19 protein-coding genes are annotated in these 20,053 nt (G+C 46.8%); 9 read left to right on the top strand and 10 right to left on the bottom strand.

Annotated features, from left to right (window positions below):
- Positions 1 to 3: 3 nt before the first annotated feature.
- The 8 genes from IC230_RS01460 to IC230_RS01425 form a co-directional block, all read right to left on the bottom strand.
- Positions 4 to 1,986 (bottom strand): M1 family aminopeptidase, encoded by a 1,983-nt coding sequence (locus tag IC230_RS01460; protein ID WP_191037185.1) that lies wholly within the window; start codon positions 1,984 to 1,986, stop codon positions 4 to 6.
- Positions 1,987 to 2,054: 68 nt separating this feature from the next.
- Positions 2,055 to 2,708, bottom strand: coding sequence for a DUF4230 domain-containing protein (locus IC230_RS01455; RefSeq protein WP_191037184.1), 654 nt, complete (start codon positions 2,706 to 2,708; stop codon positions 2,055 to 2,057).
- An 84-nt stretch (positions 2,709 to 2,792) separates the two neighbouring features.
- Entirely contained in the window at positions 2,793 to 4,250 is a 1,458-nt protein-coding gene (locus IC230_RS01450; protein WP_191037183.1) for a sulfatase family protein, read from the bottom strand.
- 146 nt (positions 4,251 to 4,396) lie between these two features.
- The gene (gene rny, locus IC230_RS01445) at positions 4,397 to 6,007 is read right to left on the bottom strand and encodes a ribonuclease Y (RefSeq protein WP_191037182.1); all 1,611 of its coding nucleotides are present in this window, start codon (positions 6,005 to 6,007) and stop codon (positions 4,397 to 4,399) included.
- Between the two features lie 199 nt (positions 6,008 to 6,206).
- Positions 6,207 to 6,494, bottom strand: a complete 288-nt coding sequence (locus tag IC230_RS01440; protein WP_191037181.1) for a cell division protein ZapA — start codon at positions 6,492 to 6,494, stop codon at positions 6,207 to 6,209.
- A gap of 47 nt (positions 6,495 to 6,541) precedes the next feature.
- Positions 6,542 to 6,880, bottom strand: a complete 339-nt coding sequence (locus tag IC230_RS01435) for a hypothetical protein (protein ID WP_191037180.1) — start codon at positions 6,878 to 6,880, stop codon at positions 6,542 to 6,544.
- Between the two features lie 64 nt (positions 6,881 to 6,944).
- Positions 6,945 to 9,389, bottom strand: a complete 2,445-nt coding sequence (gene pheT / locus IC230_RS01430; protein WP_191037179.1) for a phenylalanine--tRNA ligase subunit beta — start codon at positions 9,387 to 9,389, stop codon at positions 6,945 to 6,947.
- 96 nt (positions 9,390 to 9,485) lie between these two features.
- Positions 9,486 to 10,130, bottom strand: coding sequence for a DUF1684 domain-containing protein (locus IC230_RS01425; RefSeq protein WP_191037178.1), 645 nt, complete (start codon positions 10,128 to 10,130; stop codon positions 9,486 to 9,488).
- Between the two features lie 264 nt (positions 10,131 to 10,394).
- Here IC230_RS01425 and IC230_RS01420 point away from each other — a divergent pair, with 264 nt between their 5' ends.
- From IC230_RS01420 to IC230_RS01385, 8 genes are all read left to right on the top strand, one after another.
- A complete protein-coding gene (locus tag IC230_RS01420) occupies positions 10,395 to 10,802 on the top strand; it encodes a sugar 3,4-ketoisomerase (protein ID WP_191037177.1) in 408 nt (135 codons plus the stop codon).
- Positions 10,799 to 11,902: a DegT/DnrJ/EryC1/StrS family aminotransferase gene (locus tag IC230_RS01415; protein WP_191037176.1), complete on the top strand. Its 1,104-nt coding sequence runs from the start codon at positions 10,799 to 10,801 to the stop codon at positions 11,900 to 11,902. The genes IC230_RS01420 and IC230_RS01415 overlap by 4 nt, the downstream gene beginning before the upstream one ends.
- 59 nt (positions 11,903 to 11,961) lie before the next feature.
- A complete protein-coding gene (locus IC230_RS01410; protein WP_191037175.1) occupies positions 11,962 to 12,960 on the top strand; it encodes a glycosyltransferase family 2 protein in 999 nt (332 codons plus the stop codon).
- A complete protein-coding gene (locus IC230_RS01405; RefSeq protein ID WP_191037174.1) occupies positions 12,957 to 13,754 on the top strand; it encodes a class I SAM-dependent DNA methyltransferase in 798 nt (265 codons plus the stop codon). Before IC230_RS01410 ends, IC230_RS01405 begins: the two co-directional genes overlap by 4 nt.
- A gap of 33 nt (positions 13,755 to 13,787) precedes the next feature.
- Positions 13,788 to 14,396 (top strand): riboflavin synthase, encoded by a 609-nt coding sequence (locus IC230_RS01400; protein WP_191037173.1) that lies wholly within the window; start codon positions 13,788 to 13,790, stop codon positions 14,394 to 14,396.
- A 128-nt stretch (positions 14,397 to 14,524) separates the two neighbouring features.
- Complete coding sequence (locus IC230_RS01395) at positions 14,525 to 15,301, top strand: PASTA domain-containing protein (protein WP_191037172.1); 777 nt, start codon at positions 14,525 to 14,527, stop codon at positions 15,299 to 15,301.
- A gap of 23 nt (positions 15,302 to 15,324) precedes the next feature.
- Positions 15,325 to 17,187, top strand: a complete 1,863-nt coding sequence (locus IC230_RS01390; RefSeq protein WP_191037171.1) for a T9SS type A sorting domain-containing protein — start codon at positions 15,325 to 15,327, stop codon at positions 17,185 to 17,187.
- Positions 17,188 to 17,254: 67 nt separating this feature from the next.
- Entirely contained in the window at positions 17,255 to 17,548 is a 294-nt protein-coding gene (locus IC230_RS01385) for a rhodanese-like domain-containing protein (protein ID WP_191037170.1), read from the top strand.
- A gap of 12 nt (positions 17,549 to 17,560) precedes the next feature.
- Here IC230_RS01385 and miaA read toward each other — a convergent pair whose 3' ends face one another.
- Positions 17,561 to 18,457 (bottom strand): tRNA (adenosine(37)-N6)-dimethylallyltransferase MiaA, encoded by an 897-nt coding sequence (miaA, locus tag IC230_RS01380; RefSeq protein WP_191037169.1) that lies wholly within the window; start codon positions 18,455 to 18,457, stop codon positions 17,561 to 17,563.
- A gap of 392 nt (positions 18,458 to 18,849) precedes the next feature.
- Here miaA and IC230_RS01375 point away from each other — a divergent pair, with 392 nt between their 5' ends.
- Positions 18,850 to 19,185, top strand: coding sequence for a winged helix-turn-helix transcriptional regulator (locus tag IC230_RS01375; RefSeq protein ID WP_191037168.1), 336 nt, complete (start codon positions 18,850 to 18,852; stop codon positions 19,183 to 19,185).
- A gap of 59 nt (positions 19,186 to 19,244) precedes the next feature.
- On the opposite strand, the gene IC230_RS01370 is transcribed toward IC230_RS01375, so the two are convergent.
- The gene (locus IC230_RS01370) at positions 19,245 to 20,045 is read right to left on the bottom strand and encodes an outer membrane beta-barrel protein (RefSeq protein WP_191037167.1); all 801 of its coding nucleotides are present in this window, start codon (positions 20,043 to 20,045) and stop codon (positions 19,245 to 19,247) included.
- Between the last annotated feature and the right edge of the window lie 8 nt (positions 20,046 to 20,053).

Raw genomic sequence — 20,053 nt, 5'->3', positions numbered from 1 at the left:
AGCTTAGCGAACCAAAACTACCCGACTTTGCAAACCACCCTGCGTTTCTATCGTAACGGTGTAGTGCCCAACCGGCAAGCCGCGCAAACTGAAAGAGCGGGTATAATCACCTACTGCTAGATTTGTTTCCCCCATTTTTCGGAGGCACTGACCTAGTTGATTCGTTAACGATAACGTAACAGAACCAGCGGTAGGTACGCTAAAATCAACAGTTAGGGTTTCAGTAGTTGGATTGGGATAAACGTGTAATCCGTTCAGAGCAGGATCAAGAGAAGCCGTTATAACAGTTGGAGATTCTACCGTTTTCAAAATCCAGTTGTTTGGATCAACAACCACGCCCGTTACCGGGCCTCGGGTCGGTAACGTAAAGGTCTGATCAGCACGGTCGTTGAATACCGTTATGGTTGTATCGCCTGCAGCCGACTGGACACGAAGCTGCACGGGCATGGTAAAGGAAGAAGGATTGGTAGCAATCGTATTCCGTTGCTCCAGACGAACGGTTACGGTTGATTCAGAACTACCACCCGTTATGGTAGCATGATACGTTGGATAGCCCTCTCCGTAAATCCACTGTTTGAAGAAATAATCCAGATTTTGGCCGGAAACCTGTTGGGCTATAGCCTGAAAATCTTCCGTCACGGCCGTTTGATAAGCAAGCGTTGGTGAGGCCGCGTAGGTACGTAGCGTGCGGAAAAACAAGTTGTCGCCCACAACTCCCCGAAGCATATGGAGCACAGTAGCCCCCTTGGAATAGGTACGACTTCCACTAAAAATATTGCCGACAGTACTGATATCCTGGACGTATATAGACCCGCGGGCATTACGGGCATTACTCATGAAGTTGTTCATGTATGTTTGATAGCCAGTTGTTCCGCCGGTTGACTCAGCATAAACAGCCTCGCCGTAGGAAGCAAAACCTTCGTTGAGCCAAATGTTCTGCCAATCACGGCAGGTGATTTTGTCGCCAAACCATTGATGAGCCAACTCATGAGCAATGACGTTTGGCGTTAGCGCTCGCACTTCCATGGACGAAATGGTTTGATGCTCCATACCACCATAACCCAGTCCATATTGGGCATGGCCGTATTTTTCGCGCAAAAATGGATAGGGGCCAAAACGATCCGTAAATAACTGAATCATACCGGGTGTCAGATCAAGATTTGCCTTTACCTGGGGTAAGATTTCCGGATAGATGTAATGCGTAACAGGCATCGTCTGACTTCCCGACGTAAAGGGCGTATCGTATCGTTCGTAATTCGAGAGCGCTATCGAGATCAGATACTGAGCAATGGGGTAACTGTTTTTCCAGTGATACGTTCGAGTCCCATCCGTATTGGTCGTTGTGCTGATGAGCGTCCCGTTGGAAACCGATACAAACTGCGCTGGGGCCGTAATCCGTACGGACGATGAATCCGCTTTGTCGGCGGGGGTATCTCGGCACGGAAACCAGTCGGATGCACCATAGGGTTCGCTTAGCGACCAGATGGCCGGGTCCGTCGTGTTTTCGTGTTTACCAAATACGAAACTGTTCTGACTGCCAAGGGGTATGCCCTGATAAAATACCGTCAATGTCAGGGCCTGATCCTTGCTCAAAGGTTGAGATGGCGTAATCGTTAACCGGTTTTGGGCGTGTTGGAAAGCAAGTTTTTGTGTGCCGGTTTTCACCGAATCAACGCGCAATCCCATACCCGAAGTAGCCGTCGTCGAGTTCAAATCCAGGAAGAAACTATTGAGATTCGCGGTTGTACTTTTTAGGGTAACGGTTGCAGCCCCACGCAGGCTGTTAGGTGTATGTGTCAGGCGTAAATCAAGTCCATAATACGTAACGTCGATGGACGCGTCGCCGGGATAGGCCATCCTGGCTTTCGGATTAGCTGACAGGCGACCAAAATAGCGTATCTTGCCTGTCTGGCAAAATTGCCCGCCATCGTCAAGCTGAGCGTTAGACAACAACGGAAGCAAAAGTAAGACGTATAGAAAACGCATGGGAGTAAGCATTGAAAACGTTACGTTCACTACATGTGGAAAAAACAAACGCCCAACTGTCTGAAAACTTATTGTCCTGTCAATAGCTGTGACTGATTTTTGGTTGCTTCTTCAGCCTGGGCTTTTAGTGCATCCAGCTTGCGTTGTTCGGCTTCGGGAAGTTGCAGTTGCCAACCCATTGAACTAGCCAACTGATACATCATATACTGAATCTGATTGTTAGCAATTTTGGGCAGATCACTTTGCATCGCCCGTTCGTTCATCGCTTTTTTTGCTTCGTCCAGGATTTGCGTGTAATCGGCGCCACTAAAATGATTCAGGATGCCGGCCTGAATATCATAGAATTTATAATCCGTATCGATGGAAAGAACTTCGGGTTGGGGGAAAAACTCAATAACCAATTTCTTTTCGCCATTGTCGGGCGCATGGAACCGGACCTTGGCAAAGTCGAACCCAACCAGCACTTTCGATTTGGCAATGACCATGGCTTTCTTGGGATCATTCAGTACGTATAAAATCTTCTTCTGATCCTGGTAATTATAAATCTCCGAAAAATAACCCTCCGCCATCACGACCTTAAATACTTTCTCGATACGTTCGAGTAGCAATACTGAGTCGCGCCGAACGTCGGTGATACCAGTACGTTTACGAAGTGTATTGGCTAGCGCAACGCCCCCACCTGCACCGACGAGCAACAATAGAACGGTGGTTAAGAAATCCATAGATAAAGTTAGTTGGCTATAGGGCCTGGGTAAATAAGGACAAATAGTAGGAAAATGTTTCTTGGCTCAGTTTGCTAGTTGCATTCAGGGTTTTGCGTTGATCATACCCGCTGCCCGAACATGGCGACCTGCCCGATTTTGCAGATCATCGCCTAAGTCACTACGGGCTTCTTCAGCTAGTTTTTCCAATTCAGCTATCAGCTCAGGGTGCTGCTGTTGGACGTCGTACCGTTCGCCGGGGTCACGTTGCAGATCGTATAAGGCCCTGGCAAAGGGGTGGTTTTCAGTGGTAGGCCCTGGTTTGCCACCCTGGCCCGGCAGTAGCCCCTCATAGGTGCGGCCTGGATGTGATAAGACCAATTTCCAGTCACCCTTACGCACGGCTTCAAGACTATTTTTTCGGTAATAGTAGAAAAAATGATCGCGGGGCGTTACGCTCTCATCGCCCTTAAGCAAGGCTAACCAATCAACCCCATCGATAGACTGTTTGGGCATACGGGCTCCACAGACGTTCACAATCGTCGGCAAAATATCCATTGCTGTCAGCAACTTGTTACTGACTCGGCCAGCAGGCACTACGTCTGGCCAGCGTACTAAACAGGGCACGCGATGCCCGCCTTCAAACGACGTACCTTTTCCTTCCCGAAAACCCCCTGCCGACCCGGCATGATCGCCGTAGTTGAGCCAGGGGCCGTTGTCACTAATAAAAATAACTAGTGTGTTTTTATCCAGACCCTGTTGCTTGAGTTCACCTAAAATTTGCCCGATCGACCAATCCAGTTCCATTAGTACGTCACCGAAAACGCCCCGTTTGCTCTTACCCCGAAATGCCGGAGAAGCCGCCAGCGGAACGTGCGGTAGCGGATGAGGAACATACAGAAAAAATGGATCTTTTCTGTGTTTTCGGATAAATGAAACGGCCCGTTTGGTAACGGTTGGTGTAATCCCGCTAACGTCGTCCAGCGTTTTGATTTCGTTTAACGACTGATTTCCTTCGATCCAGTGGAGGGGTGGGTAATGGGCGTTGGCCTGATTCGGATGCAAGGGCCACATATCATGCGAGTAAGGAACGCCATAATACTCATCGAACCCTTGCTGTAAGGGTAAAAACGGCTGCTGATCGCCCAGGTGCCACTTACCAAATATGCCGGTAGCGTATCCTTTTTCTTTTAGCAATTCGGCTATTGTTTCCTCATTTGGGTTTAACCCAACAGGTGAAAAGGGGCTTAAAGCGCCCGAGATGCCTAACCGATTTGGATAGCAGCCCGTTAGTAACGACGCTCGGGAAGCACTGCATACGGCCTGGGTCGCCAGAAAGTTCGTGAATCGGCTTCCCTCTGCCGCCATACGGTCAAGATTAGGCGTTGTGTAACCCATAGCACCCGTGCAGGAGAGATCGCCGTAGCCGAGGTCATCGATAAAAAACAGCACTACGTTCGGCGGTTTAGGAGCAGACGTGACGGTCCAGCCACTAATCGAGAAGTAGAGAATTGGTAAAAGAGTGAGTATACCGGCAAACCGCACGTACTGATTGTGAAACATAGTGGTTGAATTCAGACCGATTTGATTGAGAAAACAATGGCTGCTCTGGAAGTAAGCTTCCGTAGCGGGCAAATTACTGAGTAGAAAGCTACAAAAAAAGGGACCGATGAGTCCCTTTTTGTTACCGTGCTAACCTACGTAGCCGTCTACTTTGCGTATGCTACAGCCCGCATCTCCCGAATAACCGTTACTTTGATCTGGCCAGGATACTGCATCTCTTTCTCAATTTTCTGTGAAATCTCGTATGATAGGACACCAGCCCGTTCGTCGGAAACATGATCTGCATCGACCATAATCCGTAACTCGCGACCAGCCTGAATGGCGTAACATTTGGTTACGCCAGGGAAATTCCCGGCCAGTTCTTCCAGCTCTTTCAGGCGCTTGATATACGACTCCATCATCTCGCGACGGGCACCAGGTCGTGAACCAGAGACGGCATCGCAAACCTGAACGATAGGCGAAATCATGCTCGTCATCTCGATTTCATCGTGGTGAGCACCAATCGCATTGATAACTTCAGGGTTCTCTTTGTATTTCTTAGCCAACTCCATGCCCAGAATGGCGTGAGGAAGTTCAGCTTCTTCGGGCCATACTTTGCCAATGTCGTGGAGCAAACCGGCCCGTTTAGCCAGTTTGGCATTCAAGCCCAGTTCGGCCGCCATGGTCGCACAAAGCTTAGCGACCTCGCGTGAGTGTTGGAGCAGATTCTGACCGTAACTTGACCGGAAACGCATCCGACCAACCATCTTGATCAGTTCGGGATGCAGGCCATGAATACCTAAATCGATAACGGTACGTTCGCCAATCTCGACAATTTCGTCCTCTATATTCTTACGTGTTTTCGCAACAATTTCCTCGATCCGGGCGGGGTGAATACGACCATCCTGAACCAGACGGTGCAGAGACAGACGAGCAATTTCGCGACGAACGGGATCGAAGCCCGAAATAATGATGGCTTCAGGGGTGTCATCCACAATGATCTCGACGCCTGTAGCGGCTTCCAGCGCCCGGATGTTACGTCCTTCGCGACCAATGACTTTTCCCTTTACGTCGTCGGATTCAATGTTAAACACCGACACGCAGTTTTCGATGGCGTGTTCCGTAGCCGTGCGTTGAATCGTCTCGATAACTACTTTTTTGGCTTCCTTGGTAGCCGTCAGTTTCGCTTCCTCAACAATATTTTTGATGTAAGACGATGCCCGCGTCTCGGCTTCGGCTTTCAGCGTTTCAATAAGCTGTTCACGAGCCTGATCGGCGGAGAGACCGGCAATTTTTTCAAGTTGGGCCACCTGATCGGCCAGCATCCGATCCGCTTCCTGTTGCCGACGATCAACGTCTTCACGGCGTTTGTTAAGCGCATCAATTTGCTGAGTGAGGCTATTTTTCTGCTGCCCTATTTCGTTACGTTGCTGATTTAATTCGTTTTCGCGGTTGCGCTGCTGGTCGGCCTGTTGCGTTAATTGTTGTTCGCGTTGTTTGAGTTTCCCTTCGTTCTGGAGCAGTAGATTTCGCTTCTGATTCGTTGTCTCTTCAAATTCAGTTTTTAGCTTCAGGTATTTCTCTTTAGCCTCCAGCATCCTGTCTTTCTTGATGGTTTCGGCCTGCAATTCAGCGTTCTTTAAAATTGATGCTGCTTTTTCCTCTGCTTCTTTCTCATGCTTCGCGCGAACGCCAGCCATCATCTGACGGCCGATTAGTATGCCAATACCACCCCCTACGAGGGTGGTGAGAATCGTTAACCAAACTGGAATGTCCATTGGACTATATCGTTAAGGTTGAAAAAATATACCATCAACCTGCCGCGATACGAGTGCGCTGAACGCCAACTCGGAAGTATACCTATTTTAGATGTATGATTTCGTATGTATGATCTCCATTAGCTGGGTATCAATTGGGTAAAAATCAGATATCATCAATCATAAACAGTACAATACGGGGTAACTACCTACCGGTTATTTATGTCGTAATGACCGGCGAAACGACCTGGTCTAACTGAGTGATTTTGTCAAACACCATTTGTTGTAAGCGCTGCGTTTTATGTTCTCCTCTAAGCTTTTCCATTAAGCAGTTGAAGGCTACCATAGCCAGAGCTTCCTGCGTATCGCTGATGCCCTCGTCCCGATATTGCTTTATCTGTTCCTGAATCAGCTTGGCGGCTTCGCGCACAATAGCTTCTGATTCCGGCTCTACGCGCAAGCGGTAGGTTCGGTCAGCTATCTTTATGCGGATTGGCAATTCTTCCATTGCTGCAGTCGGCTCAGATCAGTCTATCTATCGGAGCCAATTTAGGTTTATGACAAACTACTCAAGTGAGCAATACAGCGTTCCAGTTCCCGGATATACTCGTCGAGTTGTTGTTTTAATTCGGCATTCGTATCTGTCTGAGACAGATTGTCTTTTACAATTATACTATCATCTTTTGACTTTGGTGTGTTTTTTTCTGAAAAAACATGTTTTTTCCTAAACTCACTAAACTGGGTTTGCTTTTCGCTCAGCCGTTTGCGCAGGATCGAATTTTTCGTTTCCAGCTCCTGTATGCGATTCTGTGCGCTGATGTATACGTTAGTGAGTAACTCAATTTTGCGTTTGAGCTGCTCAATAAGCGCGAAAATTTGATCCTGGCTTGCCACAATACTGAATAACTGAATGGGTAAACGAATGATTCAGTATAAAAACTAATCACTCATTTTTTACTTATTTTCGGATAACAGCTCCCAATTCCTGTTCGAAAGCTGTCATGAGCCGTTTCATCGTTTTATCAATAGTTACATCGGTAAGGGTTTGAGCCGAATCCTGTAGCATAAAGCTAACCGAATACGCTTTTTTCTCCTTGCCTAAATTTTCGCCTTCATATACGTCGAAGACATTGATCGTACGTAACAATTTTCGTTCGGTCTGACGGGCCAGTCGACTGATTTGTTCGAAGGTGACGCCCTTATCGAGCACCAGCGATAAATCGCGACGAACTTCCGGGAACCGCGATACTTCTTCATAACGAGCTTTGTTCGTCGCCAGCTTTAACAGCGCCTGCCAGTCAAAGTCAGCGTAAAAAACCGGCTGCTTGAGATCGACTAGTTTGGTTAGTTTAGGTTGAACCAATCCTAAACTAACCAGTGGTTTCTTGTTAACAACGTAGGTTATGCCGTACTGAAACAGTGTTGAGTCGGCAGGCTGGGTGTCAAACGATTTAATGCGAAACAGATTCAGAATTCGCTGCACAGCCGTAGCCAGATCATGATAAGCAACCGGCTGACCTTTTTGAAGCCAGCTTTCTGCTTCCTGATTGCCGAGCATAGCTATACTTAAGCGCATTTTCTCAACGTACTTCGTCGCGCCATCTTCAAGTTTTACTTTATGATAAACTTTGCCAAACTCGAAGAATTTCAAGTCTTTCTGACGACGGTTTGCGTTATAAATCAGGGTTTCAAGCGACGAAAACAACAACGACTGACGCATAACGGACAGTTCTTCACTTAACGGATTTAGCAACGTTACGTCATCACCCGTTAGAGACGGTCGAATGGCATCGTGATAACCTGGACGTGTAAGTGACAGGGTCAAAATCTCATAAAAACCATTTGCGGCCAGCAGTTGCCCTACGCGACTTTGCCATTGGTCAGGGTCCGTCTTCGGAAATTCTGATAGCGAATCAGCTGCCAGCGTAACCGATAGTGGTACGTTGTCAAGTCCGTAAATCCGCAGGATTTCTTCAATCACATCAGCCTCGCGTGTTACGTCTACACGATATGGTGGAACGATGGCCAGAAATCCGTCTGGTGTTAATTCCTCGGCCTGAATATCTAACGCATTCAGAATTCGAAGAATTTCCGTCCGGTCGATTTGAATACCAATCAGGCGATCAATATTTCGATAGCGTACCGGCACACGGAACGGCTCGATGGGATCAGGATATAGATCGGTAATGTCAGAACTGATAACTCCTCCTGCGACTTGTTGAATCAGCAAAGCCGCCCGCTTCAGCGCGAACACGGGGATGTTCGGATCGGTACCTCGCTCGAATCGGAACGAAGCATCGGTTTTCAGGCCATGATGCTGAGCAGTTTTACGGACAGAGGTAGCCGAGAAATAAGCTGATTCCAGAAAAATCCGGGTTGTTTGTGCTGAAACACCTGAATACTGACCGCCAAATACACCTGCAATGCACATGGGCTTTTCCGCGTCGCAAATCATCAGGTCTGTAGCCGTGAGTTTTCGCTCTACGCCATCGAGGGTAACAAAAGGTGTTTCTTCGGGTAAAGTTTTTACCAGCACCTTGCCGCCAGCAATCTTATCCGCATCGAATGCATGAAGCGGCTGCCCCAGGTCATAACAAACGAAATTCGTTACGTCGACAATGTTGTTAATCGGTTTTAAACCAATGCTCAGTAACCGCTGTTTCAGCCAGTCCGGCGATTCGCCAACAGTAAGACCACTGATCGTTAAGCCTGTGTACCGTGGGCAGTCGGCTTTGTCTTCTACGGCTACATCAAGCGTAAGGTCGGTGTTGTCAACAACAAACGCATCAACCGATGGCAGTTGCAGAGACCGGTTTAGCACAGCTTTTAAATCACGGGCGGTACCGAAATGCGATGCGGCATCAATTCGATTCGGCGTCAGACCAATGGCAATCTGATAGTCAGCTTCGAGATTGAAATAACGGGCAGCTGGTGTTCCGTTTGGTAACGTAGTGTCCAAAACCATGATACCAGCATGAGAGGTTCCGAGTCCGATTTCATCTTCGGCGCAAATCATCCCTTCTGACGCTGCTCCCCGTATCTTGGCTTTTTTGATCTGGAACGGCTGGGCGGCATCCTGATCGCCCGAACGGGGGTGTAACGTTGCGCCTACCAGCGCTACAACCACTTTCTGACCGGCTGCTACGTTAGGTGCACCACACACGATGGGTAGTGGCTGATCAGTACCTACGTCTACCGTAGTCAGACTCAACTTATCGGCGTCTGGATGTTTCGTGCAGGTCAGTACTTCGCCAATTACGACACCTTCCAGACCGCCCGGTATAGCCTCAATCTTTTCAATTCCTTCTACTTCCAGACCAGTCGAGGTAAGTAATTTTCCGACCTGTTCGGGGGATTCGGGTAATTCAATAAACTCTTGTAACCATTTATAGGAAATCTCCATACAGCGGCAAAACAAATAATTGCCACAAAGTTAGATAAATGGTTGATTGGCTAATTGATTATTCCCATCAAAAAACGAAACGCCTGCTAAAGTGCGCTACTGATGCTCTTTGTATTTCTCGCCTGCTTTTACAGGAATGGTAAGTGTATTTTCGGCTGGGGGAATCGGGCAGGCATAGGTAGGATTATACGCACAATAGGGATTGTAGGCTCCGTTAAAATCCAATATGACATGATTATCAGTTAGCTTGGCCGGGTCGAGTTCAAGGTAACGACCTCCACCGTACGTTTCCTTACCCGACGTAGCATCACGAAACAAAATAGAATATGTATTCTGAAGTTTTACAATCAACAACCGGCATGCTTCTCCATTCAGGCTGAAAACCGCGTGGGCAAACTTATCGTATACCTCTTCGCTGCCATCGCTCATCCGAACAACGAGTTTCTGAGTTTTATCGGCAAAGGGTTCGAGTCGGGCTACTACACGATAAGCCGGATCTGGCTTAAAATAAACCAGTCCTTTGAACGAACTCTTGTTAGGAACAGGTGATTCCGCATCTGTCTGGAGAAAATGATCTTTTTCCTTTCGCTGTACATCGACTTGCTGACGATACGTTTCTGGATTGATCGACTCATCCAAACCTGCACTTGATGTTATATTACCTCCATCGAAAAAGGTATAATACAGAACAATAAGGGCAAGAAGAAATAAGCCGGTCAGAAAAAATCTATTCTTTAACATCGTCTATCTGTAAACAATTGCTATATTAATGGTTTGTTAAAATCAATAATGAGCTACTCTCAAAACTTTACCTGTTTTTGTGAGAAAATCGGAAAATATGAGGATTCTAAGAGTATTTTACGGCTGAGTATATCTACTACGTATCAGTAAGTCATTAAGTTTATGCAAACAACGTATTTTGTTTGGCCGGGTTTAATTGTTTTTTAATAACTTTAAGCCTCAAAAAATGCCACATCCTCTAATTAGTTAACTGTTTTTCTGCGAATGGCCCAACTTTATGAATTAAAGACATTCACTTCAGGTAATGGAAACTTGACCGTATTTGAACATATCATTCCTGGTGTGATTCAGCGAGTTTTTTACATTTATGAAGCTGGTCAGGCAGCCCGGGCGGGACATCGTCATCATAAAGCGTGGAATGCGCTTATCTGTCTGCATGGTAGTTGCCGGGTATATAGTGACAACGGTGTGGAGGAAACCACATTTCAATTATCAAATCCGCGTCAGTGTCTGGTCCTAAAGCCTGAAGACTGGCATACAATGGACGAGTTCTCGGAGGATGCTATTCTATTGGTCGTCTCAAACGAACTGTACGACAAAGACGATTACATCTACGAGCCCTATCCCGCAGGGAAGCGGTCTGGCGAGTCGGTAATGGTTGACTCGGAATGATTCCATTTCTGGATCTAAAACGTGTAAATGAACCGCATTCTGTAGCGATCGAAGAGGCTATAAAGCGTGTTCTTCAATCAGGATGGTACATTCTAGGTCAGGAAGTCGAAGCATTTGAGCAGCAATTTGCGGCCTATTGCCAAACACGCCATTGTATTGGGGTCGCCAACGGGCTGGATGCGCTGACATTGGTGCTGAAAGCATGGGACTTCCCGGCAGGAAGTGAGGTTATTGTAGCCGCGAATGCCTATATCGCATCTGTACAAAGTATCACGCTGGCTGGCCTGACTCCCGTATTCGTCGAACCTGATCCACAAACCTATTTGCTCGATCCCGCTAAGCTGGAAGTGGCTATTACTTCGTGTACCAGAGCGATTCTTCCCGTTCATCTGTACGGGCGCTGTTGCGATATGGAACCGATCAATACGTTGGCGAAACAATATAACTTAAACGTACTTGAAGATGCTGCCCAGGCTCATGGTGCGCTTTACCAAAAAAAACAGGCAGGTAGTCTTGGCGATGCCGCTGCTTGGAGTTTTTACCCGAGCAAAAACCTGGGTGCGTTAGGCGATGCCGGAGCAATTACTACCAATGATGATACGTTAGCCGATAAGCTGCGAGCATTACGAAATTATGGCTCGAAGCAGAAATACGTTAATGACTATCTGGGCCATAACAGCCGTTTGGACGAAATACAGGCTGCTATACTTTCCGTCAAACTTCCTTGGCTGGATGATGAAAATAAACGGCGACGTGCGCTGGCTCAGCAGTATCTGAGTCGCATCTGCAACCCGGACGTCATGTTGCCACCGTCAGACCAGCTTGACCAGGATGCCTGGCATTTGTTTGTGATTCGACACCCCCGGCGTGACGCTTTACGGACTTTCCTTCGCGAACGAGGGATTGGCACAGATGTTCACTATCCAATTCCACCGCATCGTCAGCAAGCTTATGAAACCTTTGCTCATTTGTCGTTTCCGATTGCGGAACAGCTTCATAAAGAAGTCGTTAGTCTCCCCCTTAATCCGACGCTGACAGACGGAGAGATAGCTTATGTAATTGATACGATTAATTTAATGAGTGAAAGAGCGATAGCGTGAAAGAGTGATGCCTCCGGTAGGTTTTTATCCTTTTACTCTATCGTTCTTTCTTTTAGGCCATGAATCTGTCTGTCGTTATTCCAGTCTATAACAGCGAGCGAACAATCGGTCCGTTGGTCGATCGTTTGCAGGTATGTCTGGCTGGTCGGGCCTTTGAGATTGTGTTGGTGAACGACGGGAGCCCGGATCGTTCGGAAGAAGTGTGCCAACAGCTGGAAGCGAAATACAACAGCGTTCGCTTCATTTCACTACGTCGGAATTTCGGCGAATTCAATGCTGTTTTATGTGGCCTCAATCATACCGTTGGTGAATACGTAGTGATTATTGACGACGATTTTCAGAACCCTCCCGAATCTATTTTAACGCTCGTTGAGACCGCTGAAACAAAACAGTATGACGTTGTATATAGCCGGTACGACCAAAAGCAGCATCACTGGTTTCGGAACATGGGGAGCTGGCTGGTCAATACGTTAACGACTTATTCAATTGGCAAGCCTCGTAATTTATACCTGTCAAGTTTTAAGCTGATTGGCCGTGAGGTTGTCGAGGAAATTATTCGCTACAAAGGTCCATATCCGTATATCGACGGTCTGATTTTTCGGGTAACGCGTAATGTTGGTAGCGTCACGGTGCCTCACAGTGCGCGAGCCGAAGGACGATCAAATTATACTGTCCGCAAGCTCATCGCTCTCTTTCTAAACGTGTTTATTGGTTATTCACTCTGGCCAATACGTATATTTACCATAGCGGGCATCGCTTTACTTGGATTGGGTCTAATAGGTGGGTTCTTGCTGTTACTAAGTTGGTTAGTTGGTGCCTTATCGATTACCAACTGGCTAATCATACTTTGGGCGATTACCATAGGCTTAGGTGTGCAATTACTCTTTTTAGGTGTTCTGGGCGAATACCTTGGTAAGTTATTCATGGCCTACAGTGGTTTGCCCCCGTATGTAGAAAAAAAGAAGAAACAAGTGGGAGAGAAGCAAGGAAGAGATACGGCTTATTCCATTTTGTATCCCATTCTCCCTCTTCTGTTTTCCTTCCTGTCTTTTTTATGATCAGCCGTTTAGAGGAATACGAAAAGATGTTCCGGCTGGAGGGACAACTTTGGTGGTATCGCATTCTGCACGAACGCGTAGAAGAGTCGATACGTCAACGCTTCGGTAACCGTCGGGATATAGCCATTTTAGACGCAGGCTGCGGCACGGGAGGCATGCTGGATTGTTTACATCGCCGGGGGTACACGAATCTGCGTGGAATTGATGGATCGGCAGAAGCTGTAGCATTTTGCCATGAGCGCCATCTTTCCGTTACGTGTGTTAATCTGAATGACCTCGCTACGTTCGAGCCGGAAGTTCGATACGACGTTATTATTTGCAATGACGTTTTTTGCTATTTCAACGAAGCCGACTTGCCTCCGTTGATAACGTCATTGGCACACCGCTTGAAGCCCGATGGAATTCTGATCAGTAATAACAACGCGTTCAACGTATTTCAGGGGCAGCATGACATTGCTGTTGGGGTTATCCGACGATTTATGCTGGCCGATTTTGACCAGTTAATGCCCGCTGCCGGGCTCTATATTGCTTATGCGACCTACTGGAGTTTCGCCTTGTCGCCTATGATTCTAGGAATGCGCCAGTGGCAGCGCCTACAATTAAGAGTAGGGTGGCGAAAACCTGAAGAAGCCCAGTCGGATGTTTATATGCCCAGTACGTGGCTGAATGAAATCTTGTACCGGATTGTTAAATCTGAACAAAAACTTCTGCGCCGAACCCCCTTCGGCAGTTCGCTGTTTATGGTAGTCGATGGTCATAGCCAAGCGTTGCGGTCAATTGGTGATCGGGGCTGAGCGTATGATTATCGACTACAACTAACGACTTTTATGTTTACTGGTATTGTTGAAAGCACTGGCCTGGTAGCCGCTATTAAAGCTGAGGGCACGAATCTGACATTTAGTATTGAATCAACGCTGGCTTCTGAACTGAAAATAGACCAGAGTGTCAACCACAACGGTGTCTGCCTGACGGTGACCAGCGTTGCTGATGGGAGCTACACCGTAACGGCGGTTGATGAAACCCTGAAAAAAACGAATCTGGGTCAATTTGCCATCGGCGATCGGGTCAATCTGGAACGCTGTATGCCCGCAAATGGACGTTTCGACGGACATATTGTTCAGGGGCATGTCGATCAGACAGGCGTATGCACGAACGTACAGGATTTAAATGGGAGCTGGCTCTTCGATTTTCAGTACGATGCGGATATGGATGTTGATCCGAATAATCGAAATATCACCGTCGAAAAAGGGTCCATTTGTATTAATGGCGTGAGTTTAACCGTTTTTAATTCGCAGTACGATAGCTTCCGCGTTACCATCATTCCGTATACGTACGAACACACGAATTTTCGCAACCTGAAAGCTGGTGATGTCGTTAATTTGGAGTTCGATATTCTCGGAAAGTATATTAAAAAAATGCTGGCGGGGTATCGGTAGCCATAGGCAAACCGTTAATTTTACCGAATCAATACGTTTTGCTATTGACTATCATTCGGTTGCCTATCTCCGTACTTCCGGGCAAACCGATGACCGTAACAGATAATGAATGATTTTTTTACGAACGAATGACTAAAATCAGCACCCGCTCCTTTTCTGATCTGCTGATTCAATTTGGCATTATTCTGGCCTTAGTAGCTGCCTTATTTCTGGCGTTTTTCTTTGTTTATTTACCATTCACGACCAACCATGGACAGACAATTACTGTACCCGACGTATCTGGCCTGAGTTTTGATGAGATGCAAAATCTTCTGGATGACCGGGGCTTGCGCTATGAAGTCAGCGACTGTACCTATGTGGCTAAATCACAGCCGTTAACGGTTGTTCAGCAGTACCCACGAGCAAACTCAAAAGTAAAAGAGGGTCGTAAAATATATTTAACGATCACCAGACGCGTAGCACCTTTGGTGTCGATGCCACAATTGGTTAACCTGACGCTTCAGAGCGCTAAGCTGAACCTGATATCGATAGGTCTGGAGTTAGGCGAGCAAACATACGTACCGGACGTAGCCAAAAATGCGGTTCTTCATCAGCTTTATAACGGGAAAGAAATTGCACCCGGTACGCCTGTGCCGAAAGGGGCAAAAATTGACTTTGAAATTGGCGATGGCCTGGGTAGCACCATGTTTGCTGTACCCGACGTAGTGGGTTTACAGCTTGATGAAGCCGAAGCCGCCATTCGTGGGTCTAATCTGAAGGTAGGTACAAAAATTTCCGTTACCGACCCCGAGAAGGAGGTTGGAACGGTTGTCCGGCAGCATCCTGAAGCCCGTTCGGGCGAGCGCATTCGTGTTGGTGAGACAATGGATTTGTGGGTTGTTGGGCCGATTGAGTCCGATCAGTAACATCGTTTTCGGCACGATACCAAATGGAAATCGCTTTACGTAATCAATCAGTTATAGCCGCTTTTACCCGACGATTTCTTGTCGGCTTTCTGTTGGTGTGGGCTACTCTGACTAGTTCAGTAGTTTCGGCTCAAACGACACTGCCATTTTTCGAGGATTTCTCGACGGCGTCTGGCCGACCCGGTATTGACCGACCTGATGCTAATCGTTGGCAGTCCGGTAGTGGCGTATACATCAACAATACGATGGCTATTAATCAGCCAACCGTTAATGTAGCGTCGTTTGATGGCTTGATGGCTAATGGGCGACCTTACATACAAAACAGTCCATTGGCTCAGGGATATACGGATACGCTGGCTTCATTGCCTATTAACCTGAATGGGCTGTCGGTGGCCGATTCGGTGTATATCAGTTTCTATTGGCAGGCAAAAGGATTGGGCGAAGCGCCGGATCCGGGTGATTCACTGAGTCGTCAGGCGGCTGATTCGCTTACGCTCCAGTTTTTGGACCGTACAGGTAGCTGGAAAACAGTTTGGGCAATTGCGGGTGGGATCATCAATAATAACTTCTTTCAGGTTTTTGTGCCGGTACGTCAGGCGGCTTATTTCCATGCTGGATTTGCCTTTCGGTTCCGTTCATTCGGGCGAGCATCGGGGCCATTCGATACCTGGAATGTCGATTATATTTACATGAATCGTGGACGCTCTGTAAACGATCGGTTTGTAAAGGACGTAGCAATGCGGCAGGCGCTCAGTCCGTTGCTGAAGCGCTACACAGCCATGCCCTTAACGCAGTACGTCGTCAATCCTGCCGCAGAAACGGCTGATTCAGTTATGACAGATAGTTACAACCTGTTCAATAACTTTAACTTTACTACCTTCCGTTTTACAGTGCGGGACGAAACATCAGGACGCCTAGTCCAGGATGATCCACAAACAAGTTCAGTACTGATTCCGGCTCTTAGCTCGCAGCGTAAATCAGCGAAACCGAGACCAGTTACGGGATTTGGCTCTGCCACCCGAGCGATGCTACGGTATAAATTTGATCTGTTGACAACTGACGATCAGAACCCATCGATTCCTGGTGTTAATCTTCGCCGAAACGATACGATTTCGGCTGTAGCAGCCCTCGACAATTATTATGCGTATGACGATGGTACGTGGGAATACGCCCAACAGATCCGGCAACGCGAGCAGATTGCGGTGCGGTTTGTATTGAACAAGCCCGATGCTATGGTGGGTGTTAAAGCCTGCATCGTTCCCTTTACGACCAATCAGACAGGACAGTCATTCGTTATCAATGTGTATAGCAACAATGGCGGGCGGCCTGGGACTATCATCTATCGGCAATCATTTACAACCCAGTACCCGACTTATCGTAATGGTTTTGTTGACTTTGCGTTTACTAAAAACGTTTCAGTAAGAGATACTTTTTACGTTGGTTATCAGCAGGTCAGTAGTAGCGATACGACTTACCTGCGATTGGGTTTTGATAAGAACAGCCCGTTCGGGACGCAGATTTTTTACAATGGTGGTACAAATTGGGAGCAGAACGGTTCATCGTCGTCGTTGAACGTTCAGGGAGCTTTTATGCTACGTCCTATCATGGGTGGACAACCTGATACAGTTGTGACGGCCACGCCTGACCCCGAACCGCTGGCAGCTTTGCAGGTCTATCCAAACCCAACCGCCGGACTGATCCGTTGGGATGAACAGCGTTTGACAAAATTGGATGTTATAAGCACTGGCGGACAGATAATACATACAGTTGAACCAGTACGTGGTCAACAAACGTTAGATCTGAGTTATTTGCCTGATGGCCTTTATTTAATACGACTTTGGGCTGACCAGCGCACCAACGTACAAAAGATTATAATTCAACATTAATGACAGGGATTATTGATCAGGCATTTTGAAATGCTATCGACTAACCCTTATCAACTACCGACTGATTATGGACATTACCGTGCAGGAGTTAAAAGAACGACTTGACAAAGGCGAAAAGATAAATCTGATTGACGTTCGTGAGCCGAACGAATACGAGGCAGACAATATTGGCGCTACGCTTATTCCGCTTGGCGAATTACAATATCGGCTAGATGAACTCGATGGATTGCAGGACGAAGAAGTTATTGTACACTGCCGTTCAGGAGCACGTAGCGCGCGGGCACAACAACTTCTGGAAGAAAGCGGGTTTAATAATGTTCGAAATGTGATTGGCGGCATGCTGGCTTATCGCGCCCAGTAAGCTGATACGTACTTACAGACGATCTGTCACGTAGCTGAGTATCTTTTCCTTCTCTTCCGGTCCGAACCAGTGATAATTACCCTGGTTTCGGAACCAGGTTAGTTGGCGCTTGGCGTAGCGTCGGGAGTTTCGTTTGAGTAAGCGGACCATTTCGGCATAATCGTACGTACCGTCCAGATACGGAAAAACTTCCTGGTAGCCAACTGTCTGCAGAGCTGCTACGTGTCGGTAGGGTTGGAGAGAGCGAACTTCTTCAATTAGTCCTTCTGCAAGCATGGCATCCATACGGGCATCAATTCGGGCATACAGTTCGTCACGCGGCCGTTCGAGCGCTATCAGTACAGACTGGAATGGTCGTTCGGCTGTTTGCTGACGTCGAAACGATGAATAAGGAAGCCCCGTTGTCAGACATACCTCCAAAGCCCTCGTCACCCGAACTGGATTCTGTAAATCGGCCGTCTGCGCATACTGGGGGTCTAACTGGCGCAATTCATTCTGTAGTGATTCCAGACCTTCCTGTTGCAGACGAGAAAACAACAGTTCGCGGAGAGTGGGCTCAACAGGGGGAATGTCGTCGAGGCCGAAGCAAACGGCGTTAATATAGAGCCCCGTTCCACCCGACAGAATCACTACGTCTTTATCCTGAAAGAGATTATCTAGTAGGGTAAGGCATTCGCGTTCATACCGTCCGGCATTTACGGGGTCTGTAATCGAATGAGAATCAATAAAATAATGACGGATGCCATTCATTTCGGCAAGCGAAGGCTTAGCAGTGCCAATATCTAGTTCACGGTAAAGTTGTCGGGAATCAGCAGAAACCACATCCGTTTGCAGTTCTTTGGCTAGTTGAACACATAGGGCTGTCTTGCCAACAGCGGTTGGTCCAGCCACAACAAGCAATGTTTTCAATTAATGAACGGAGTAAGTCACATTAGCCTACAAAAATAATCGAAATTGCCATCAGCAGCATTTTTTCTCTACCGAATCAACTGTAGGAATCAGATAGTTATAACAGTCAATCTCACTAATATTTACAAATTATACGCTAAAATAAATCTATAATGTATGTAAACTAAAGACTGTATCTATAACTTGTTTTATAATTTATAGTAAACAAAGTGAGGCCATTCACATTTTTTTGTTGACTAGCAGATGGTTACATACATAAATTTTTACAGGTCGATCTAGCGCTAAATTACTCTTGTTTTAGATTGAATATAAATATATATATTTGCTCATATTGGTTCAAGTCCTTTTTAATCAACGACTTACTTACCAAGAGGTTAGTAAAAAATTTTCTCATGGATGCAAAAATTAGTACTCAGAAATCTATCGGCACCAAGCACTCCATTCTTGATAAAACGTTAGAAATTATTCGTGGGAAATGGCGACTACATATAATTTATCAAATAGGAACAGAAGTACGTAGATACGGTGAACTACGCCGAATGATTCCTCAGGTGAGCGAAAAGGTTTTAATTCAGGAACTTAAGTCCTTAATGAATCTGGGAGTTATTGAAAAGAAAATATACAATGAAGTACCACCTCGCGTGGAATATGCCTTAACATCAAAAGGACGACAAGTACTACCAATCCTACTGAAACTCACTACAGTAGGCGAGGTATTTTTGAAATAATAGTCTTCCTGAACAGTTATTAGCAGCATAGGGGATTATAATAGATCCCCTATGCTGTTTTAAAATACTTTGAAAGCGAGCGAAACAGTCGCAATACCCAGAAAGCCTGTTATTTTAGTATCCTTGTAAATGCCTCCAACTGGTACTGCATACCGCACATCAATATCTAGACCATTCAACAAGCTGTAGCCAGCCCCCAATTCTACTGCATACGTAAAATCCTTTACTTCAAGGTATTGCGCTACGTATTTATTCCGCAGGTCCGTTGTACCCGTCGTTGGCGGGATCGTCGTTTGTGGAAATCCTACGTTTGTATTGGCATTAATCTGACCGCTCGTTGTTCGGGTGACTTCCGCTTTCTGCACAAAAATGAAGTTTGGGCCAATGTAGCCCCGTAATCGGCCATCCATCCACCGTTTTCCTACGAGAATAGGTACATCAACAGATTCCAATACCGATTCAGAGACCGCGTTCAAACTGGCATTCAGCAAGCCGGGTTGTACGCTAACAGGTAGTGCGTTCGCTAGAGCTGGATTGGCGTTTATGTCTACCGTTACGTCGGTTTTTTGCTTTAATACATACCGATTATACGTTACCTCGGCCTGAATAAAAAAGTGAGGGAAATTCATACGTCCCCACAATCCGCCCGTATAACCGATGCCAATGCCGTTGCTTTTATTTTCGACGGCCGGTATCTGAACGCCATCGACGGTTTGAGCTGGGATGTTCGTGAAGCCGTGTGTCAACGTACCTCCACCCTTAATGCCAAACTCAAGCGAAGATGGCTGAGTGTTCTGAGCTAATGCAGACGACAGGCTTCCCAGAAATACTATAGATAACCACAATTGATAAAGTTTCATACGTACTG

The sequence above is a fragment of the Spirosoma validum genome, assembly GCF_014699035.1.
Taxonomy (GTDB): Bacteria; Bacteroidota; Bacteroidia; order Cytophagales; family Spirosomataceae; genus Spirosoma; species Spirosoma validum.
Note: the sequence above shows the minus strand (reverse complement) of the source record. Positions and strands in the feature narration are given on the sequence as shown.